We start from the raw sequence: 16,221 nt of genomic DNA on the forward strand, positions 1-16,221 counted from the left end.
TCCGCCCCGCGTTAAAAATCCGCGCCGAGGGTAAGGGTGAGCCCGGATGAGGGCGATGCCTCTCCAGCTACGCGCTGCCGCCATTCAATGCTGAGCCGCGATGCAAGGTGGGGGAGGGGCAGGCGAAACTGAACCTCCGGACCGATATCAACGCGCTCCACCCGCGGTTGCGCGCCTCCCGATACGCTGAGGCCGGTGCGTACGGGCGTCCCCGCTATAGGCTTAAGCAGGGAAAGTTTGCCGTCAGCGAACAGATCGCGCCGGTTGAACCCGACCAGGCCCGCCTGTCCATAAGCCTCCGCTTCCAATTTGCCCAGAACTGGAGTGGGGCCGAAGCCGCCCACGGCAAACAGCGCGTTGGCATTGCGCGCGCCATCTCCCAGAGAGATCCGCCGTTCCGCCGCGATGGAGATCGGAATTGATCGGGCAGGTTGCCAGGCTATCCCGGCGGCAGCCTCAGGTGAAGCGGGGCGATTGAAGGCGCGGCTCACGCGGCCATAAAGGGCGGCGCGGCCGGTGCTGGCTGGCGTCAGATCATAATCGAGCCGGAGTCCCGCTTGCGACCCGCCGAGCCTGCCGCCTGTGACAAGATCCTGCGGATTTGCGCTGCCGTCGCGCCAGAGGAGCCACGCGCTGCCGCGCCAGCGGCGCACTTTGGTGCCGTCCGAGGGCGTTGGCGGCCAAGCGGGCGAGGCGGGCTGAGCAAAGTTGGATGGCCTGCTGGCCTTAGCGGCTTCTTCGATTTCCGGATCGAAGGGCGCCTGGCCGTCCTCGGATTTGCCCATGGCACTTTGAAAGTTAAAGGCTGGGGTAATCCCCCTTCTCGGTCCTGCAGCGCGTATCCTGCTCATCGGCCAATTGGCGACGAGCAATGGGGTTGGCGTGGCCGCAATCGGAACAATCTTTGGCGGAGAATTCGCGGTCAGGCGGGCGGCGGCAACCGGGATCGGTCGTGGCAGCAAGGGCGCGACGGTACCTCCAAACATGGCGCTCGCGACCCGAATGATCACCCAGCCGGTCATAAGCACAAGGAAAAAGCGGACAGGCCGTCCGCTGGCGCTGTTGGTCATGTTGATCTTTAAAGCGGGGGGAAGCGATGCTGTGTCTTGTCCCAGACCAGCGGCTTTCCGAACAGGGAGTGAAGGTAGAGGAAGACCGCGCGGCGGGCCGCAAGCATCGCGATCAGATTGGCGAGAATGGAACGGGGGATCGCGCCGATCCCATAAATCCATCCGTAGCTGCGGCCGACGAAAATGGCCCGCATCGCGGCGCGCCAGGTCATGAAGGCAAAGTTCAGCCAGAGCAGCAGTTCGACGAACGGGGAAGGCTGGTGAGCGGTTTCGAGGCCGAACCAGCTTGCCATGAGAAGCAAGCCCCAAAGCAGAAAGGCGACATAAGCAGCGAAGAGAACGAAGGCGGCAATGGCCGCGCGCCGGTCACGGATGCGCATCCACCATTCGGTGGGGCCGCCCTGCCAGCCCATGCGGTCCCAACCAGCAAGCGAGATTCCGACCATCCAGCGTGCTTTCTGGCGGACGGCGCCGTCCAGGCTGTCCGGAAAATATTCACGCGTAGCGACAAGCTCGCCTGCGGCATCGCGCATCCGCACGAAAACGCCGCGCCCGCCCATATTCTTGATCCGGAGACCAACTTCATAATCTTCCGTGAGGGAAGCGGGGTCGAACGGACCTCCGTTCGCCGGATTGACGAGCCGTTCGAGTGTCAGTCGTTCGAATGCGCAGGCAACTCCGGCGGACGGAACCGACGCACCCACAGCTTCGCGGATCGTCAAATATTTCCCATGGCTCTCTGCAAACTCGTCGCAATAATGATTGGCGATCGAGCGTGCCCACCAGCCGCCTTCGCCGGTGAGTGGAAGAACCGGCAACTGAACCAGTTGGAAGCGATCGATCATCACATCGAATAGCCGGACTTCGTCGACGTGGACGACATCTTCGGCGTCGTGCAAGACTACGGCCTTGAACATTCTGCCGGTGCGCGCCTCCTCTTCCTGCATGGCGCGCCAGAGGAGGTTGAGACAGTCCGCCTTGGTCGTAGGACCCGGCCGGTCGTTGATACAGACGACGAGACGGTCGTCCTGGTCCGCGATCGGGTTGACGGCCGCCAAGGTGGCAAGATCATTGGGATAGACGCCGACGAAAATGCGATAGTTGCCGACGGACCATTGGTTGAGTGCATTGCGCAACATCGGGCCGATCACATCGGCTTCACCCCAGGCGGGAACGAAGACGCCTATCTTGCCAGGCTTTGAAGAGGCGGGCAGCGTCGCCGTCGTCATGCGCCTATGGCGAGAATAGACCGCGATGTTTCGCCACCAGCGGCGGCCCAGGAACATGACATCCACGAGAAAATCGTCGATCCCCCCAATGGCCAGTCCCACCACGGCGAACAACAAAATCTCATGATAAATGATCGCCAGAACCGCCGTCAGCGATTGCGCCATGTTGAAATGCCCCCTGCAAGCCGAGGCGCATTGGCAAATTACTTTGGGATTTCATAGTCCTTGCGCATATTTTTTGCACAGGGCGAAAAGCTTTGACTATTTCATTGAAGGCTCCGACCGAGCGTGATTTCCGTCAAGTTGCTCCAACGGCGCGTTGGATGGAATGGCCTCGCTGACGCGGCAGTGCTAACGTCTCCACTGCCGGAAAGACGACTCGTCTAAAGAGTCGCGGCACCCCAACCAGTCTCATCAGCGATAGGTAGGAGGGCGTGAATGACCGGAGAGATGGATGTCAATTACCTACTGCACAGGCAGCAGGTGTCGTTGATACGAGCGCAGATGAGCCATTCCAAAAAAGGGCGTGCTGCTTATGAGGGGTTGGCTCGTGGATATGGTGATCAGATCGATGCATATCGTGAGGAAAATATGCGGTTAGTGAATTCCGCACACTGATGGTGGGCGTCCGTTACCGCCGCTGGATCAACCGCTCTATTGATCGGTGGTGACTTTCTTCGCTGTCATATTCCCTTTCCAGCATAGCTTTCAGACGTTCAAGATCGGTTTCGGTCAGATGTTCGATGCCGATGAATTCGTTTCGGGCATCGGTGACGGCGCGGATGAGTTCGTCAAGCTTTGCCTGGATCGCGGACCCGTCGCGATTCTGAGCGTTCTGGATCAGGAAGACCATGAGAAAGGTCACGATCGTCGTGCCCGTGTTGATGATGAGCTGCCAGGTGTCGGAATAATGGAAGATCGGCCCGGTCAATATCCAGCCGATGATCGTGGCCGACGCCAATATGAACGCCAGGGGCTGCCCGGACCAGCTGGCGACGCGATGCGCGAAGGCTCCGAAAATTTTGTCCATGTCTTGTCCCCGTGGCGGCCCATTTACCCTGTGTTCAGGCTCTGATTGCCATGAAGCGCGCATGACGACCATATCCATTCGCGCCTTTGCGCTCGCTTTGCCTGCCGCTGCTTTGCTGTTGTCTTCCTGCGCGACGGTGTCGCCCGAATCGAAAGCGCGGGCGGGGCTGATTGAAGCGGGGCTTTCGCCGCGAATGGCCGGGTGCATGGCGGAGCGGATGGTCGATCGGTTGAGCCTGATGCAGCTGCGGCGGCTCCAGTCGCTGGCGTCGCTCCGCAAGTCGCACATGGGGGAGATGACGGTTGATCGATTCCTCTACAAGGTGCGGGCGCTGGAGGATCCGGAGATATTCATGGTGACGAGCAAGGCGGCGATCGTCTGCGCGATTGAATGAAGGAAGTGGTGAATTGAACGCGATTCAAGGAAGTGATTTTGCAATTTTGCAAAGTTGGTTTGCGAAATGAGTCTGGCGTAGCTTCGGCGCCTGTGCTTTAGCCCCTCCAACAGCTTTTCAGGCGAAAGGACGGGCCAGGCCCATGAACATTCACGAATATCAGGCGAAGGAACTGCTGGCGAAATATGGCGCGCCGATCGCCGCCGGTTACGCCGCTTTTTCGGTCGATGAAGCCGTCGAAGCCGCCAAGAAGCTGCCCGGGCCGCTCTATGTCGTGAAGTCGCAGATCCACGCTGGTGGCCGTGGCAAGGGCAAGTTCAAGGAGCTGGCCCCCGAAGCGAAGGGCGGCGTCCGCCTGGCCTTCAATCTGGATGAGGTGAAAGCCCACGCCACTGACATGCTCGGCAATACGCTGGTCACCATCCAGACTGGCGAAGCGGGCAAGCAGGTCAACCGCCTCTACATCACTGATGGCGCCGACATCGCGAAGGAATTCTACCTCGCATTGCTGGTCGATCGTGGCAGCAGCCGCATCGCGTTCGTCGTATCGACCGAAGGCGGCATGGACATTGAAGAGGTCGCCCATTCGACCCCCGAAAAGATCCACACCTTCACCGTCGATCCCGCAGCCGGTTTCCAGCCGCACCACGGCCGTTCCATCGCTGCCGCTCTGGGCCTGACCGGTGATCAGGCGAAGCAGGCCGCCAAGGTCGCCTCGTCGCTCTACGCCGCGTTCCTCGACACCGACGCCGAGCAGATCGAAGTCAATCCGCTGGCGCTGACCGAGCAGGGCAATCTGCTGGTGCTGGACGCCAAGGTCGGTTTCGACGGCAACGCCATGTTCCGTCACAAGGACATCGCGGAACTGCGCGACCTGACCGAGGAAGACCCGGCGGAAGTCGAAGCGAGCGAATATGATCTCGCCTACATCAAGCTGGACGGCAATATCGGCTGCATGGTGAACGGCGCGGGCCTGGCCATGGCGACGATGGACATCATCAAGCTGAACGGCGAATTCCCCGCCAACTTCCTGGACGTCGGTGGCGGCGCCAACAAGGAAAAGGTGACCGCGGCCTTCAAGATCATCCTGAAGGACCCGGCGGTGAAGGGCATTCTCGTCAACATCTTCGGTGGCATCATGAAGTGCGACATCATTGCCGAGGGCATCGTCGCCGCCGCCAAGGAAGTTGACCTGTCGGTTCCTCTGGTCGTTCGCCTGGAAGGCACGAACGTCCAGCAGGGCAAGGACATTCTGGCTTCGTCCGGCCTGGCCATCGTCCCGGCGGACGATCTGGGCGACGCGGCCAAGAAGATCGTGGCGGAAGTGAGGAAGGCAGCCTGAGGCACTTTCCAGCCATTTGAACAGACACCATGGGGCGCAGGCGGTCTTTTAGGCCGCCTGCGTCCTTGTCCGCATATGCGGGCTGTGGCGTGAAACGAAAGGATGTTGCGATGAAGATCCTTGTGCCCGTGAAGCGGGTCATTGACTATAATGTGAAGCCGCGTGTGAAGGCGGATGGGACGGGCGTTGATCTGGCGAACGTCAAGATGAGCATGAATCCGTTCGACGAGATCGCGGTTGAGGAAGCCATCCGCCTGAAGGAAAAGGGCGTGGCGACCGAGGTCGTGGCGGTGTCGATCGGCGTTGCGAAGGCGCAAGAGACGCTGCGCACAGCGCTTGCCATGGGCGCGGATCGTGCGATCCTGATCCAGACGGATGACGAGGTCGAACCGCTGGGCGTCGCCAAGCTGCTCGCCAAGGTTCAGGAAGAGGAAGGCGCTGGCCTGATCATCCTGGGCAAGCAGGCGATCGACGATGACAGCAACCAGACCGGCCAGATGCTGGCCGCGCTGCTCAATCTGCCGCAGGGCACCTTTGCGTCGAAGGTCGAGGTTGAGGGCGACAAGGTCAGGGTGACCCGCGAAGTCGATGGCGGTTTGGAGACGGTGAAGCTCAACGTCCCTGCGATCGTCACCACCGACCTGCGTTTGAACGAGCCGCGCTATGCTTCGTTGCCCAACATCATGAAGGCGAAGAGCAAGCCCCTCGCGGCCAAGACGCCTGCTGACTATGGCGTGGACATCAGCGCCCGTCTGGAGACGCTGAAGGTCACCGAGCCCGCCAAGCGTTCGGCTGGCGTCAAGGTGGCCGATGTCGATGAACTGGTCGCGAAGCTCAAGGCTCTGGGAGTTGCAGCATGAAGACGCTCGTTTGGGTTGAACATGAGGGCGGCGCCGTCAAGGACGCGACCCTTTCCGCCGTCACCGCTGCTGGCAAGCTGGGTGAAGTGCATCTGCTGGTCGCTGGCGCTGGCGTCGGTGGCGTGGGTGAAGCTGCTGCGAAGATCGCTGGCGTGGGCAAGGTCCATGTCGCCGACGACGCGGCATTTGGTCATGCGCTGGCCGAGAATGTCGCGCCGCTGGTCGTTGAACTGATGGGCAGCCATGACGCGTTCGTCGCGCCTGCCACCAGCAATGGCAAAAATATCGCGCCTCGCGTCGCGGCTCTGCTGGACGTGATGCAGATCAGCGACATCCTGTCGGTCGAGAGCGAGGACACGTTCACGCGCCCGATCTATGCGGGCAACGCGATCGCGACCGTCAAGTCGAAGGACGCGAAGAAGGTCATCACCGTGCGCGGCACCGCTTTCGAGAAAGCGGCTCGTGAGGGTGGTTCGGGCGCGGTGGAAGCTGTGTCCTCGACGGGTGACAAGGGCCTCAGCAGCTTCGTTGGTGCCGAAATCGCCAAGCAGGAGCGTCCGGAGCTGACTTCGGCCAAGATCATCGTGTCGGGTGGCCGTGCGCTGAAGGATGGCGAAACGTTTGAGCAGGTCATCTTCCCGCTGGCGGACAAGCTGGGTGCGGCGGTTGGTGCTTCGCGCGCCGCTGTTGATGCTGGCTATGTGCCGAACGATTATCAGGTTGGGCAGACTGGCAAGATCGTGGCGCCGGAAGTCTATATTGCCGTGGGTATCTCCGGCGCGATCCAGCATCTGGCGGGGATGAAGGACAGCAAGACCATCATCGCCATCAACAAGGACGAGGATGCGCCGATCTTCCAGGTCGCGGACATCGGCCTGGTGGGCGACTTGTTCAAGGTTGTGCCGGAGCTTACTGGTAAGCTGTAAGTAACTTCCTTATCCCGTAAGGGTAGTGAAGAGGGCGCGGCCGATGGTCGCGCCCTTTTTTCTTATTCGCAGCGGACGCTGCTGCGGTCGATCGCGTTGCCGGCGATTGCGCCGCCGCCTGCGCCGAGGATGGTGCCGAGCGTCTTTGAGCCGCCGGGGGCGATGATGTTCCCCAGGACGCCGCCCGCGATCGCGCCGACTATCGTGCCAGTGGTGCCGTCGTTGCGCTTGCAATAATAGCGGCCGTCATTGTCGCGGTAGATATAGTCATCGTCGGTAATCACTCGGCCGGAATAGCTTCCTGCGGGGTGATTGTAGCCATAGCGGTCGCTGTAGCGATCCGTGGTGCAGGCCGCCAGCGGCAGGGCCAGCAAGGCGGCGGCGATTATCGGGGTGCGCATCAGTCACTCTCCTATCTTTCTTTGGCCCCCGGCTGCGTAACAACCCTTCAAATCCGGGTAAGTTGCGTGGGCGGAACGGCTTTATGGGGAGAGGGACAGGCGGACATTAGTCCACCCGCCACGGCGCCGCGAAAGGGGGGAAACGCGGGCCGGGCGGGCGGTGGCCAGCGGCCAGAGGGATAAGCCGCCGGAATGAGTATTTTTTAAAGTGTCAGCCGCGTGTCAGCTGGCGAGGGTTGAGCCCGGCGCTGTATGGCGCGGTTGGGTGGGCGTGATCGCCGGGGACATGTTGCTACCGCCGAGGCTGCTGCTGGTGGAGTTGCCCGTGCGGTTCGAGAGGTCGTCGCGGGCCTTATTGTAGCGAGTGACGAGGTCTTCCTTGAACTCGGTCAGCTTGCCTTCGTCGTACAGTTTTTTGCCGACATAACCTGCGATGGCGCCGAAAATCAGAGTGCGGATCATTGCGTCTAGCTCCTTACCGGGTGTTCCTGTCAGGGTCGCGGAGATAACCGGTCAGGAGGCGTCGAGTTCCGGACGCTTTGGAGTATTCGACAAGATGAGCGGCTGTGGCGATTGCCGGAGGGGCGGGCCGTCGGGGCGGTGATGTCACAGGGCGGAGCCGCAGGAATCCGCGCGTTTTTTCTCGGTGCGTATTTCCCGGCCTGGTCGACCGATCGCATCGGCGGGGGGCATGACCGGGTGTGCCCGGCCAGCAATGCTTCAGGCGTTGACGGCGCTGCTTTGTGCGAGCGCGGCGGCTGAGGCAGCTTCGCGGCGGGCGCGGTTGCGGTCGGCGAGGTCCTGGCGTTCGGCCATGGCGAGGAAGGTCGCTTCCGAACGGAGGCAGCGGTCGCGGACGTTGGCGAGGGTGGCGGCCTGGGCTTCGTTGCGAGCCTGGGCGGCGAGGGCGCGATAGTCGGGGTGCGTCATATGCGCTCCTTTGTCAGATAGTGCCCGGGCGCCGTGGAAACGGCGCCCGGACGGTCAGCATGGCTTATTCAGCGTGCTGAAGATTTACGGCCGCCATCTTGCCGCGACGATCCTGTTCCAGATCATAGGTCACGCGGTCCTTTTCGCGCAGCGTGGCCAGGCCAGCGCGCTCGACAGCGGTGATGTGGACGAACGCGTCGGGGGTGCCGTCGTCAGGGGCGATGAAGCCATAGCCCTTGTCGGCGTTGAAGAATTTGACGGTTCCGGTGATGCTCATGGTAGTTCCTTCGTTCGTACGGTCTGTCCAGCGTGGACGGACCGGTCGCTAGAGGGGCAGGGAAAGAAGGAAGTTTGGTGCCGCAAAGCGCCGAAAGACCGTCGATTTGCGACTATAGCCTGTCCTATGTGGGGCTTTTGGGAGAAAATTGCAAGGGCGGGGCGGTTTTGGCCCTATCCTGCGCAGGGCGATCGGTCTGCGCATGTGGCCTGGGATAGCCCAGCGAGGCCGGTCGGAACTGGGTTCCTGCCTTCGCAGGAACACGGGGCTGAGCGGGTTGAATTCCGATCCTATCCCACCGCCTGTTCCAGCGCCGCGAAGCCGAAGAAGGCGTCGCGGGCCAGTGCGGCGGCGGCTTCGTAGGGGCGGCGTTGGGCTTCCTCCAGTAGGCTCAAGGCTTCGCTTTCCTGTGGGGTCAGGTCGCGCTCATAAGCGTCTATGTCGTAGATGTCGCCGCTCTCTTCGCCGTCGAAGCCGGGCGGGGCGGGATAGTCGGTGCGCCAGGCTTCCCGCTCCTCATCCCACCATGCGCCGCGCAGGCGGGCGGCGGCTTCGTCGGGCGGGAGGGTGGCGCGATCGACCAGCGGAGGGCGAAGTTCACAGTGTTCATGGAAGGGGTGGGCTTCAGCCTTTTTGCCCTCATGCAGCGCCATGCGCGCGGCGATGAAAAGCGCGGCGGAGGCTCCGGGAGAGAGGGCGGTGGCGGTGGCTTCGATGCTGGCGGGGAGGGTGGGATCGGACGGGTCTGCGTTGGGCAGGGCGGCTTTGTCGCTGTCCGGGGTGAGGGCGGGGTGGTTTTCCGCTGTTGGGGTTTGGGCGGGCGCGGCTTGCTCTGGCGCTTGTTCCTGCGGGCAGAGCATGTCGAGATAGGCGGCGAAATCCTGCGCGACGACGCGGGCGAGCGCGGCGTCACTGCCTTCGGGCGGGTTGTCGGCCATGCGGTCGAGGCGGGAGAGCATCGACATGGCGAGGCGGTTGTCGTGGCGGTGGCGGGTGATTTCGCCTGCGTCGGCGTCCTTGCGGATCACTTCCTCATGGCCGTTAAGCGCACGGGCGAGCAGATCGTCGGCGAGGCGCGCGCGGGCGATGAGGATGGCCGCGTCCCAGCCGAGGCGAAAGGCCGCGCCGTCGCGGCGGATGCGCAAGGCATAGGCGGCGCGGGGCGAGATGTGGACGGCGTCGCAGGCCGTGGTGATGACGCCGGTGGCGGCGAGGGTTTCAAGGAAGTGCCGCTGCCGCGCGGGGCTCCAGCCGTCGACGCGGCTTTGCTGCGCGGGGGTGGGGAGGCCATGAGGGAGAGAGGCGAAGTGGTAGGACATGGGCAAAGCTCCTTTTTATGGGAGGGTTTGCCGGGACGGTATAACAGGTTGGGGGTTGTAGGACAGAACAAAATGGGAACGTCGGTGGAAGGGCTACCAGTTGCCGCCTGCGTCCTTGATGGCTTTGAGCAGCGCCTATTTGGAAGCGGTGCGGCGGGTGCCGCTGTTGCGGGGTAGGTCGGCGTCGGTAATGCCGAGTTAGGCGCGGCGGCGGGCGATGCGTGCGCCGAGTTCGGCCATGTCGATGACGGGGCGCTCGTATTGGTCGGCCATCGGTGCGCCCCTTTCTGTCAGTTCAGGGATATTGCTGGCGGGTGTGAAGGACGGCCAGCACCTCTATGGCATCAGTGACGCGATAGACGAGGACGTAATTGGGCGTGACCAAGGCTTCGCGGGTTCCGGGCACTCGGCCAGTGCGGTACATATAGGGATGGGCAGGCAGGCGTTCGGCGGTGTCGCGAATGGCGTTGCCGAGGCGCTCTGCGGCGACCGGGTTGTGCATTTCTATGAAGTCGATGATGGCTTCGAGATCATCCAGCGCACCTTCGTCCCAAATCAATGGGAGCATCAGGCGCTCTTGCGCCGGTCTATGATCTTTTGCATCCGGGCCATGACCTCATCATGCGGGATGCGGGGGCTTTTGGATGCCAGTCTTGCCTCAACCTTCGCGCGAAACCAGGCGTCATAGGCCTCGGCTTCCTCGGTCGTCGCGAACTCGGACTCGATGGGGGTGAGTTTGGTCATAAGTGGAAAATAGCAGCTCTGCGGTTGATGGCCAGCCCCTTAAGCGGCCTTGGACTTCCCAGAGCTCAATGCAGCGATTTTGGCCTTCTTAAGAAGGTGCTGTGCGAACACGATGAGTTCAAGAGCCAATTCTGGTTCATCAACCCAGCCAAACTCGTGAGTGGTTGGGTTCCGTATTCCGAGCATAGCGCCAGCAAATAACCGATGATAACCCTTCTGCTCGTCAATCTCGGAAGGTGTTTCCATAGCGGACCAACGAAGATGTGGAGCCGAAGGAGAAAATACTTGATCCATCAAGGTAGTGCCGCTTTGCGAGACTACCGGAACGCGTTGGGCGATATATTTGTCTACGGCTTTATACGCTTCTGAAACGGCGAGGTTGTAGTGGCCCGACACAAACAAGTCGGAAGAAACGCCGTGGATTTCGGGCTCGGTTATCATGTGGGCGAAAACGCTCGCAGGTTCGGAACCTTCTGACGTCGGAGACGGCAAAGCCAACATTCTCGGAGCAGGAAGCGCAAGAACTGACCTCGCGACTCCCAACTCAAAGAGATGTTCTTGAAGCCTCCGGATACCATCAAGGATGCGGAGCGTCATATAGATACTTCCTCATAGCCTGAAAAATAGAATTGATTTGTTCAGATCCAGCATCAGCACTAATATGTATTTGAACATTCACATTTAACGGGAATGTTTCGTTGCTTGATTTGCCTTGGCCAACAGCATTATTTCCGGAAGTTGCAGGCGTTGAGGTAACTATTCTTGCTCTTTCTTCGCCCTTGATTGGCTTTGGTGAGGGCCGACTCCGGCTATTGCCATCGTTAGAAGGACTTTTTGAACCAGTTCTAGCCGCCTCGTTCGGAGTTGGCGTCGACAGCAATAAATAGGTTGCGGCCTTGTTTCCTGCTGCCCCTGTTCCCAGTCCCTCCTTCTGGAACCATGACACAACCTTTTGCCGTTCTGCCTCACCGGGCGGCGCTAAATGAATGAGCCCTTCTGGATATACTGCCTTAATGAGTTCTTCGACGGCCTCCGAATAGGTCTCGTCTAACCGCCACTTGTTGGCGAGCGGTGTCGCTTTTCCCTCTTCAGTGAGAATCCCCACAGCACGAAGATCATTGATATAAGCCCGTGCGGCTGCTTCTTGAACGCCGAGCTGGACTCCCAAAAAGCGATCATCGATAGCTGCGGTGGGCGTTCTCTGAAAAATGGAACGAACCCCCCACCATACGGTGCTTGGTATTTGAGGGTAGCGATTCTTCTCTGCCATGTGGAACTCCTTCATGTAAGAAATGCCACAAAGTTTATTACGGATAAAGAAGTATTAAATCATCTGATATCAGTGAATTAACATTTATATAGGATAAAACCGTCATAGTCCGTGGCCGTGTCAACGAGAAAACTTCAACCAAACTAAACCTACTCCGCTGCCACAGCCTCCATCCCCAACAACGGCGCGAGATAGCGCCCGGTAAAGCTCCGGGCATTCTTCGCGACCTTTTCCGGCGTGCCTTCGGCGACGACTTCGCCGCCCTTGACGCCACCCTCTGGTCCCATGTCGATGATCCAATCGGCGGTCTTGATGACGTCCAGATTATGCTCGATCACGACCACGCTGTTGCCCTGTTCGACCAGGGCGTGGAGGACTTCGAGGAGTTTGCGGACGTCTTCGAAATGCAGGCCGGTGGTGGGCTCGTCCAATATGTAGAGCGTCTGGCCGGTGGCTCTGCGGGCGAGTTCCTTGGCGAGTTTGACGCGCTGGGCTTCGCCGCCTGAGAGGGTCGTGGCCTGCTGGCCGACCTTTATGTAGCCGAGGCCGACTTCGGCGAGCATCGCCATCTTGTCGCGGATCGGCGGGACGGCCTTGAAGAATTCCACCGCATCCTCGACGGTCATGTCGAGCACGTCGGCGATGCTGTGGCCCTTGAACTTTACCTCCAGGGTTTCGCGATTGTAGCGCGCGCCGTGGCAGACGTCGCAGGTGACATAGACGTCGGGGAGGAAGTGCATCTCTATCTTGAGCAGGCCGTCGCCGGTGCAGGCTTCGCAGCGGCCACCCTTTACATTGAAGCTGAAGCGACCGGGTTTGTAGCCGCGCGCCTGGCTTTCGGGGAGGCCCGCGAACCAGTCGCGGATGTTGGTGAAGGCCCCGGTATAGGTGGCCGGGTTGGATCGGGGGGTGCGGCCGATGGGCGACTGGTCGATGTCGATCACCTTGTCGCAATGTTCGAGGCCGGTGACCTTGTCATGCGGGCCGGCGACGATGCGCGCGCCGTTCAGCTGGCGCGCTGACGATGCGTAAAGGGTGTCGATGGTGAAGCTGGACTTGCCCGATCCCGATACGCCGGTGATGCAGGTGAAGGTGCCGAGCGGGATCGACGCGGTGACATTTTGCAGATTGTTGGCGCGGGCGTTGTGGACGGTGAGTTTCTTGCCGGTGCCCTTGCGGCGCTTTGTCGGGACTTCGATGCGGCGGGTGCCGTTGAGATAGTCCGCGGTCAGGCTGTCGCGGTGGGCGAGCAGTTCGTTGAGGGAGCCTTGCGCGACGATGGTGCCGCCGTGGACGCCTGCGCCCGGACCCATGTCGACGATATAGTCGGCCATGCGGATCGCGTCCTCGTCATGCTCGACGACGATGACGGTGTTGCCGAGGTCACGCAGGCGTTTGAGGGTGATGAGCAGGCGGTCATTGTCGCGCTGGTGCAGGCCGATGCTGGGCTCGTCGAGGACGTAGAGGACGCCCGACAGGCCGCTGCCGATCTGGCTGGCGAGGCGGATGCGCTGGGACTCGCCGCCCGACAGGGTGCCGCTGGTGCGGTCGAGGTTCAGATAGTCGAGGCCGACATTGTTGAGGAAGCCGAGGCGCTCGACAATTTCCTTGAGGATGGCCTTGGCGATCTGGTTCTGCTGGTCGGTGAGGTGCGCGGGGAGGGTGGAGAAGAAGCCGAGCGCGTCCACCACCGAGCGGCGGGTGGACATGGAGATGTCCTCGCCCGCGATCTTGACCGCGCGGGCTTCGGGTTTGAGGCGGGCGCCGTGGCATGTCTCACACGGCATGGCGGTTTGGTATTTGCTCAGTTCCTCGCGCATCCAGGCGGATTCCGTCTGGAGGAGGCGGCGGTTGAGGTTGCCGATGACGCCTTCGAAGGGTTTTTTGACCTCGTAGCTCTTCTTGCCGTCGACGAAGCGCAGGGTGACAGGCTTGCCGCCGGTGCCGTGGAGGATGAGGATTTTTACCTCTGGGGGGAGGTCTTGCCAGGGGGTTTCGAGGTTGAAGCCGAATTCCTTGGCCAGGGAGCCTAGGACTTGCATGTAGTAGGGGCTGGGCGGGTTGGACTTAGCCCAGGGGACTATGGCGCCCTTTTTGAGGGTGAGGTGCTCGTTGGGGACTACGAGTTCGGGGTCGAACTCCTGGCGTTCTCCGAGGCCGTCGCAGGCGGGGCAGGCGCCTTGGGGGGCGTTGAAGGAGAAGAGGCGGGGTTCGATTTCCGGGATGGTGAAGCCGGAGACGGGGCAGGCGAATTTTTCAGAGAAGACTATGCGGTTGTCCGGGATGCCTGCGTTTTTCATTTTTCCGGGGGTTGCTCCCCTCTCCCCGGCCCTCTCCCCTGAAGGGGAGAGGGAGTCGATGGTGCCGTCAGCCAAATCCACATAGGCTAGGCCGTCGGCGAGCTTTAGGGCCTGTTCGAAGCTGTCAGCTAGGCGGGTGGACATGTCCGGGTCCACGGCTAGGCGATCGACCACGACTTCGATGTCATGCTTGTATTTCTTGTCGAGGGCGGGGGCGTCTTCGATCAGATACATTTCGCCATCGATGCGGACGCGGGTGTAGCCCGCCTTCTGCCACTCCAGCAGTTCCTTCTTATATTCGCCCTTGCGGCCGCGCACGACGGGGGCGAGGAGGTAGAAGCGCGTGCCTTCCGGCAATTGCATCACGCGGTCGACCATCTGGCTGACGGTCTGGGCGCTGATCGGCTCCCCGGTCGCGGGGGAATAGGGGATGCCGACGCGCGCCCAGAGGAGGCGCATATAGTCGTAGATTTCGGTGACCGTCGCGACGGTGGAGCGCGGGTTGCGGCTGGTCGTCTTCTGTTCGATCGAGATGGCGGGGGAGAGGCCGTCAATATGTTCGACGTCCGGCTTCTGCATCATCTCCAGGAACTGGCGGGCGTAGGCGGAGAGGGACTCCACATAGCGGCGCTGACCCTCGGCATAGATGGTGTCGAAGGCGAGGGAGGATTTGCCCGAGCCGGACAGGCCGGTGATGACGATCAGGCTGTCGCGGGGGAGATCGACGTCCACGCCCTTGAGGTTGTGCTCACGCGCGCCGCGTACGGAAATTGTGGTCAGACTCATGGGGCGTGTTGTTCCAGATTTGTTCTTTGGGGGCAAGGCCGTTGCCGGGCTATGGGCGCGGATATGGGATAGCAGGCGGCGGCTCGCAAGCGGCCCATGCTTTCCAGCGCGAGCAGGCGGCGGGTCACCGAAAGGTAGAGCGATATTAACCGATCAGGTGTATAAGGGCCGCGACGGGAAAGCTGCGGCGGTGGCGTCTCGACTTCTGTAGATATGAGAGATCCCGGATAGCCCGACAGCATCCCGGATACGCCCCCGGCCGTCCCTTGCGCCGGGGGCGTTTTCTTGTTCGGCCATTTTAGACGAGTGGTGTTTTACGCTACGACAACAAGGCTTTTGGGGATCGACAGAGACCGCTGGCCTGTTTAAATCTGCGCCCTGCCGGAAGGACTGACGGGTCCCAGCCTTCGCGGCTTTATCGCGGACCAGGTCGCCTGAAGAGCGACGAGTCCCAAGCAGTTCAATCGAAGGGGGACCATCATGACATTTTTTATCAATCGCACCGGCGGTGCCATGCTGGCGGCACTGTCTGCCACCGTGTTGATGGGCGCGGCGGCGCAGGCGAGCGTTATTCCGTTTGAATCCAACGGCCGTACGATCGATGTGCGCTATGACGATCTGGACCTGTCGAAGAAGTCGGGTCAGCAGGAATTGAATGCCTGCATCCGCCGTGCTGCGGTGAAGGTGTGTCCGGGCCGGACCATGCAGGATTTGCGGTCGTGCCAGATCGCGGCGGTGGATCATGTCGGTGAGCCGGTCGCCATCGCGATCGCCAAGGCGCAGGGTCAGGATGCGAGCCGCTTTGCCGAGGTGGGCAAGGATAAGGTGCCTGGCGCGGGGAATTGAGGCTTTGCGTTTGAGGGGGGAGGAGTGATCGGCTCTTCATCGCTGGCGTTGCGCTGGCCCACCCCCTAACCCCCTCCCGCTTGCGGGAGGGGGGACATTGAGCGCTGGAGGATGCTTGCTGGGAACCGGCCATCGGGACTGGCCGTTGATCCTGCGTGGCGCGCGACATTCGTGCGCTGAGGAGAGCAAGATGAGCGACAAGACCGATATTCGTCCCAACAGCCGTGAAGAAGCGCATGATGAGCGTCCCACCGATGCGCAGGACCATGCCGTCACCCCCGAGGAGCAGCTGGAGGAAGGGTTGATGGACAGTATGGATGCGTCCGATCCGCCGTCGGCCACCAAGCCGGGCGACCATGGCGATCCGGTTCCTTCTTCGGGATTTCACGAAGAAGAAGATGAGGATGAGAAGGCTGGGCGATAGACGGCGGCGATATTGGTGATATGATCCATGGGCGAGGCGAACCGGATCGGCGGTGGCCGGGCGGTTCGCCAAG

At 61.3% G+C, this 16,221-nt stretch carries 20 protein-coding genes; 7 read left to right on the plus strand and 13 right to left on the minus strand.

All coding sequences use genetic code 11. The features are described from left to right. Positions 1-11: 11 nt before the first annotated feature. Positions 12-785 carry a hypothetical protein gene (locus ACZ51H_RS01640; RefSeq protein WP_464802238.1) on the minus strand — a complete coding sequence of 258 codons (774 nt, stop codon included), beginning with the start codon at positions 783-785 and terminating at the stop codon, positions 12-14. A 293-nt stretch (positions 786-1,078) separates the two neighbouring features. After that, positions 1,079-2,464 carry a glycosyl transferase family protein gene (locus ACZ51H_RS01645; protein WP_464802239.1) on the minus strand — a complete coding sequence of 462 codons (1,386 nt, stop codon included), beginning with the start codon at positions 2,462-2,464 and terminating at the stop codon, positions 1,079-1,081. A gap of 273 nt (positions 2,465-2,737) precedes the next feature. Here ACZ51H_RS01645 and ACZ51H_RS01650 point away from each other — a divergent pair, with 273 nt between their 5' ends. Continuing rightward, entirely contained in the window at positions 2,738-2,917 is a 180-nt protein-coding gene (locus ACZ51H_RS01650; RefSeq protein ID WP_464802240.1) for a hypothetical protein, read from the plus strand. 13 nt (positions 2,918-2,930) lie between these two features. Here ACZ51H_RS01650 and ACZ51H_RS01655 read toward each other — a convergent pair whose 3' ends face one another. Continuing rightward, complete coding sequence (locus tag ACZ51H_RS01655; RefSeq protein ID WP_449471410.1) at positions 2,931-3,329, minus strand: low affinity iron permease family protein; 399 nt, start codon at positions 3,327-3,329, stop codon at positions 2,931-2,933. A gap of 61 nt (positions 3,330-3,390) precedes the next feature. Here ACZ51H_RS01655 and ACZ51H_RS01660 point away from each other — a divergent pair, with 61 nt between their 5' ends. The 4 genes from ACZ51H_RS01660 to ACZ51H_RS01675 all read left to right on the plus strand — a co-directional run bounded on the left by ACZ51H_RS01660 (position 3,391) and on the right by ACZ51H_RS01675 (position 6,851). Continuing rightward, on the plus strand, positions 3,391-3,723 hold the full coding sequence (locus ACZ51H_RS01660; protein ID WP_464802241.1) for a hypothetical protein: 333 nt from the start codon (positions 3,391-3,393) through the stop codon (positions 3,721-3,723). Positions 3,724-3,865: 142 nt separating this feature from the next. Beyond that, entirely contained in the window at positions 3,866-5,065 is a 1,200-nt protein-coding gene (sucC, locus tag ACZ51H_RS01665; RefSeq protein ID WP_464802242.1) for an ADP-forming succinate--CoA ligase subunit beta, read from the plus strand. Positions 5,066-5,175: 110 nt separating this feature from the next. Beyond that, a complete protein-coding gene (locus tag ACZ51H_RS01670) occupies positions 5,176-5,925 on the plus strand; it encodes an electron transfer flavoprotein subunit beta/FixA family protein (RefSeq protein WP_464802243.1) in 750 nt (249 codons plus the stop codon). Next, on the plus strand, positions 5,922-6,851 hold the full coding sequence (locus tag ACZ51H_RS01675) for an electron transfer flavoprotein subunit alpha/FixB family protein (protein WP_464802244.1): 930 nt from the start codon (positions 5,922-5,924) through the stop codon (positions 6,849-6,851). The genes ACZ51H_RS01670 and ACZ51H_RS01675 overlap by 4 nt, the downstream gene beginning before the upstream one ends. A 62-nt stretch (positions 6,852-6,913) precedes the next feature. On the opposite strand, the gene ACZ51H_RS01680 is transcribed toward ACZ51H_RS01675, so the two are convergent. The 10 genes from ACZ51H_RS01680 to uvrA all read right to left on the minus strand — a co-directional run bounded on the left by ACZ51H_RS01680 (position 6,914) and on the right by uvrA (position 14,878). Then, a complete protein-coding gene (locus ACZ51H_RS01680; protein ID WP_449471418.1) occupies positions 6,914-7,252 on the minus strand; it encodes a glycine zipper 2TM domain-containing protein in 339 nt (112 codons plus the stop codon). 222 nt (positions 7,253-7,474) lie between these two features. After that, positions 7,475-7,714: a hypothetical protein gene (locus ACZ51H_RS01685; protein ID WP_464802245.1), complete on the minus strand. Its 240-nt coding sequence runs from the start codon at positions 7,712-7,714 to the stop codon at positions 7,475-7,477. 258 nt (positions 7,715-7,972) lie between these two features. Next, positions 7,973-8,182 (minus strand): hypothetical protein, encoded by a 210-nt coding sequence (locus tag ACZ51H_RS01690; protein WP_464802246.1) that lies wholly within the window; start codon positions 8,180-8,182, stop codon positions 7,973-7,975. Positions 8,183-8,246: 64 nt separating this feature from the next. After that, a complete protein-coding gene (locus ACZ51H_RS01695; RefSeq protein ID WP_449471421.1) occupies positions 8,247-8,459 on the minus strand; it encodes a cold-shock protein in 213 nt (70 codons plus the stop codon). A 290-nt stretch (positions 8,460-8,749) separates the two neighbouring features. Then, on the minus strand, positions 8,750-9,778 hold the full coding sequence (locus tag ACZ51H_RS01700) for a hypothetical protein (protein WP_464802247.1): 1,029 nt from the start codon (positions 9,776-9,778) through the stop codon (positions 8,750-8,752). Between the two features lie 295 nt (positions 9,779-10,073). Beyond that, the gene (locus ACZ51H_RS01705) at positions 10,074-10,346 is read right to left on the minus strand and encodes a type II toxin-antitoxin system RelE/ParE family toxin (RefSeq protein WP_464802248.1); all 273 of its coding nucleotides are present in this window, start codon (positions 10,344-10,346) and stop codon (positions 10,074-10,076) included. Further along, positions 10,346-10,522: a type II toxin-antitoxin system RelB family antitoxin gene (gene relB, locus ACZ51H_RS01710; RefSeq protein WP_464802249.1), complete on the minus strand. Its 177-nt coding sequence runs from the start codon at positions 10,520-10,522 to the stop codon at positions 10,346-10,348. Before relB ends, ACZ51H_RS01705 begins: the two co-directional genes overlap by 1 nt. 39 nt (positions 10,523-10,561) lie before the next feature. Beyond that, positions 10,562-11,119, minus strand: coding sequence for a TIGR02391 family protein (locus ACZ51H_RS01715; protein WP_464802250.1), 558 nt, complete (start codon positions 11,117-11,119; stop codon positions 10,562-10,564). Beyond that, positions 11,100-11,792: a hypothetical protein gene (locus tag ACZ51H_RS01720; protein ID WP_464802251.1), complete on the minus strand. Its 693-nt coding sequence runs from the start codon at positions 11,790-11,792 to the stop codon at positions 11,100-11,102. The genes ACZ51H_RS01715 and ACZ51H_RS01720 overlap by 20 nt, the downstream gene beginning before the upstream one ends. A gap of 149 nt (positions 11,793-11,941) precedes the next feature. Then, entirely contained in the window at positions 11,942-14,878 is a 2,937-nt protein-coding gene (gene uvrA, locus ACZ51H_RS01725; RefSeq protein WP_464802252.1) for an excinuclease ABC subunit UvrA, read from the minus strand. Positions 14,879-15,358: 480 nt separating this feature from the next. Here uvrA and ACZ51H_RS01730 point away from each other — a divergent pair, with 480 nt between their 5' ends. Both ACZ51H_RS01730 and ACZ51H_RS01735 read left to right on the plus strand, forming a co-directional pair. After that, positions 15,359-15,724: a UrcA family protein gene (locus tag ACZ51H_RS01730; RefSeq protein ID WP_464802253.1), complete on the plus strand. Its 366-nt coding sequence runs from the start codon at positions 15,359-15,361 to the stop codon at positions 15,722-15,724. A gap of 190 nt (positions 15,725-15,914) precedes the next feature. Next, the gene (locus tag ACZ51H_RS01735; protein ID WP_449471427.1) at positions 15,915-16,148 is read left to right on the plus strand and encodes a hypothetical protein; all 234 of its coding nucleotides are present in this window, start codon (positions 15,915-15,917) and stop codon (positions 16,146-16,148) included. The last annotated feature ends 73 nt before the right edge of the window (positions 16,149-16,221 follow it).

The sequence above is a fragment of the Sphingobium sp. TomMM15 genome, assembly GCF_055397045.1.

Excerpts from the sequence above, each read along its gene's own strand:
- ACZ51H_RS01640 (WP_464802238.1), bottom strand. The coding sequence starts at position 785 with ATGGGCAAATCCGAGGACGGCCAGGCGCCCTTCGATCCGGAAATCGAA.
- ACZ51H_RS01720 (WP_464802251.1), bottom strand. The coding sequence starts at position 11,792 with ATGGCAGAGAAGAATCGCTACCCTCAAATACCAAGCACCGTATGGTGG.
- ACZ51H_RS01705 (WP_464802248.1), bottom strand. The coding sequence starts at position 10,346 with ATGCTCCCATTGATTTGGGACGAAGGTGCGCTGGATGATCTCGAAGCC.
- ACZ51H_RS01715 (WP_464802250.1), bottom strand. The coding sequence starts at position 11,119 with ATGACGCTCCGCATCCTTGATGGTATCCGGAGGCTTCAAGAACATCTC.
- ACZ51H_RS01650 (WP_464802240.1), top strand. The coding sequence starts at position 2,738 with ATGACCGGAGAGATGGATGTCAATTACCTACTGCACAGGCAGCAGGTG.
- ACZ51H_RS01690 (WP_464802246.1), bottom strand. The coding sequence starts at position 8,182 with ATGACGCACCCCGACTATCGCGCCCTCGCCGCCCAGGCTCGCAACGAA.
- ACZ51H_RS01675 (WP_464802244.1), top strand. The coding sequence starts at position 5,922 with ATGAAGACGCTCGTTTGGGTTGAACATGAGGGCGGCGCCGTCAAGGAC.
- ACZ51H_RS01670 (WP_464802243.1), top strand. The coding sequence starts at position 5,176 with ATGAAGATCCTTGTGCCCGTGAAGCGGGTCATTGACTATAATGTGAAG.
- ACZ51H_RS01645 (WP_464802239.1), bottom strand. The coding sequence starts at position 2,464 with ATGGCGCAATCGCTGACGGCGGTTCTGGCGATCATTTATCATGAGATT.
- ACZ51H_RS01660 (WP_464802241.1), top strand. The coding sequence starts at position 3,391 with ATGACGACCATATCCATTCGCGCCTTTGCGCTCGCTTTGCCTGCCGCT.
- ACZ51H_RS01680 (WP_449471418.1), bottom strand. The coding sequence starts at position 7,252 with ATGCGCACCCCGATAATCGCCGCCGCCTTGCTGGCCCTGCCGCTGGCG.
- ACZ51H_RS01685 (WP_464802245.1), bottom strand. The coding sequence starts at position 7,714 with ATGATCCGCACTCTGATTTTCGGCGCCATCGCAGGTTATGTCGGCAAA.
- sucC (WP_464802242.1), top strand. The coding sequence starts at position 3,866 with ATGAACATTCACGAATATCAGGCGAAGGAACTGCTGGCGAAATATGGC.
- ACZ51H_RS01655 (WP_449471410.1), bottom strand. The coding sequence starts at position 3,329 with ATGGACAAAATTTTCGGAGCCTTCGCGCATCGCGTCGCCAGCTGGTCC.
- uvrA (WP_464802252.1), bottom strand. The coding sequence starts at position 14,878 with ATGAGTCTGACCACAATTTCCGTACGCGGCGCGCGTGAGCACAACCTC.
- ACZ51H_RS01695 (WP_449471421.1), bottom strand. The coding sequence starts at position 8,459 with ATGAGCATCACCGGAACCGTCAAATTCTTCAACGCCGACAAGGGCTAT.
- ACZ51H_RS01700 (WP_464802247.1), bottom strand. The coding sequence starts at position 9,778 with ATGTCCTACCACTTCGCCTCTCTCCCTCATGGCCTCCCCACCCCCGCG.
- ACZ51H_RS01730 (WP_464802253.1), top strand. The coding sequence starts at position 15,359 with ATGACATTTTTTATCAATCGCACCGGCGGTGCCATGCTGGCGGCACTG.
- ACZ51H_RS01735 (WP_449471427.1), top strand. The coding sequence starts at position 15,915 with ATGAGCGACAAGACCGATATTCGTCCCAACAGCCGTGAAGAAGCGCAT.
- relB (WP_464802249.1), bottom strand. The coding sequence starts at position 10,522 with ATGACCAAACTCACCCCCATCGAGTCCGAGTTCGCGACGACCGAGGAA.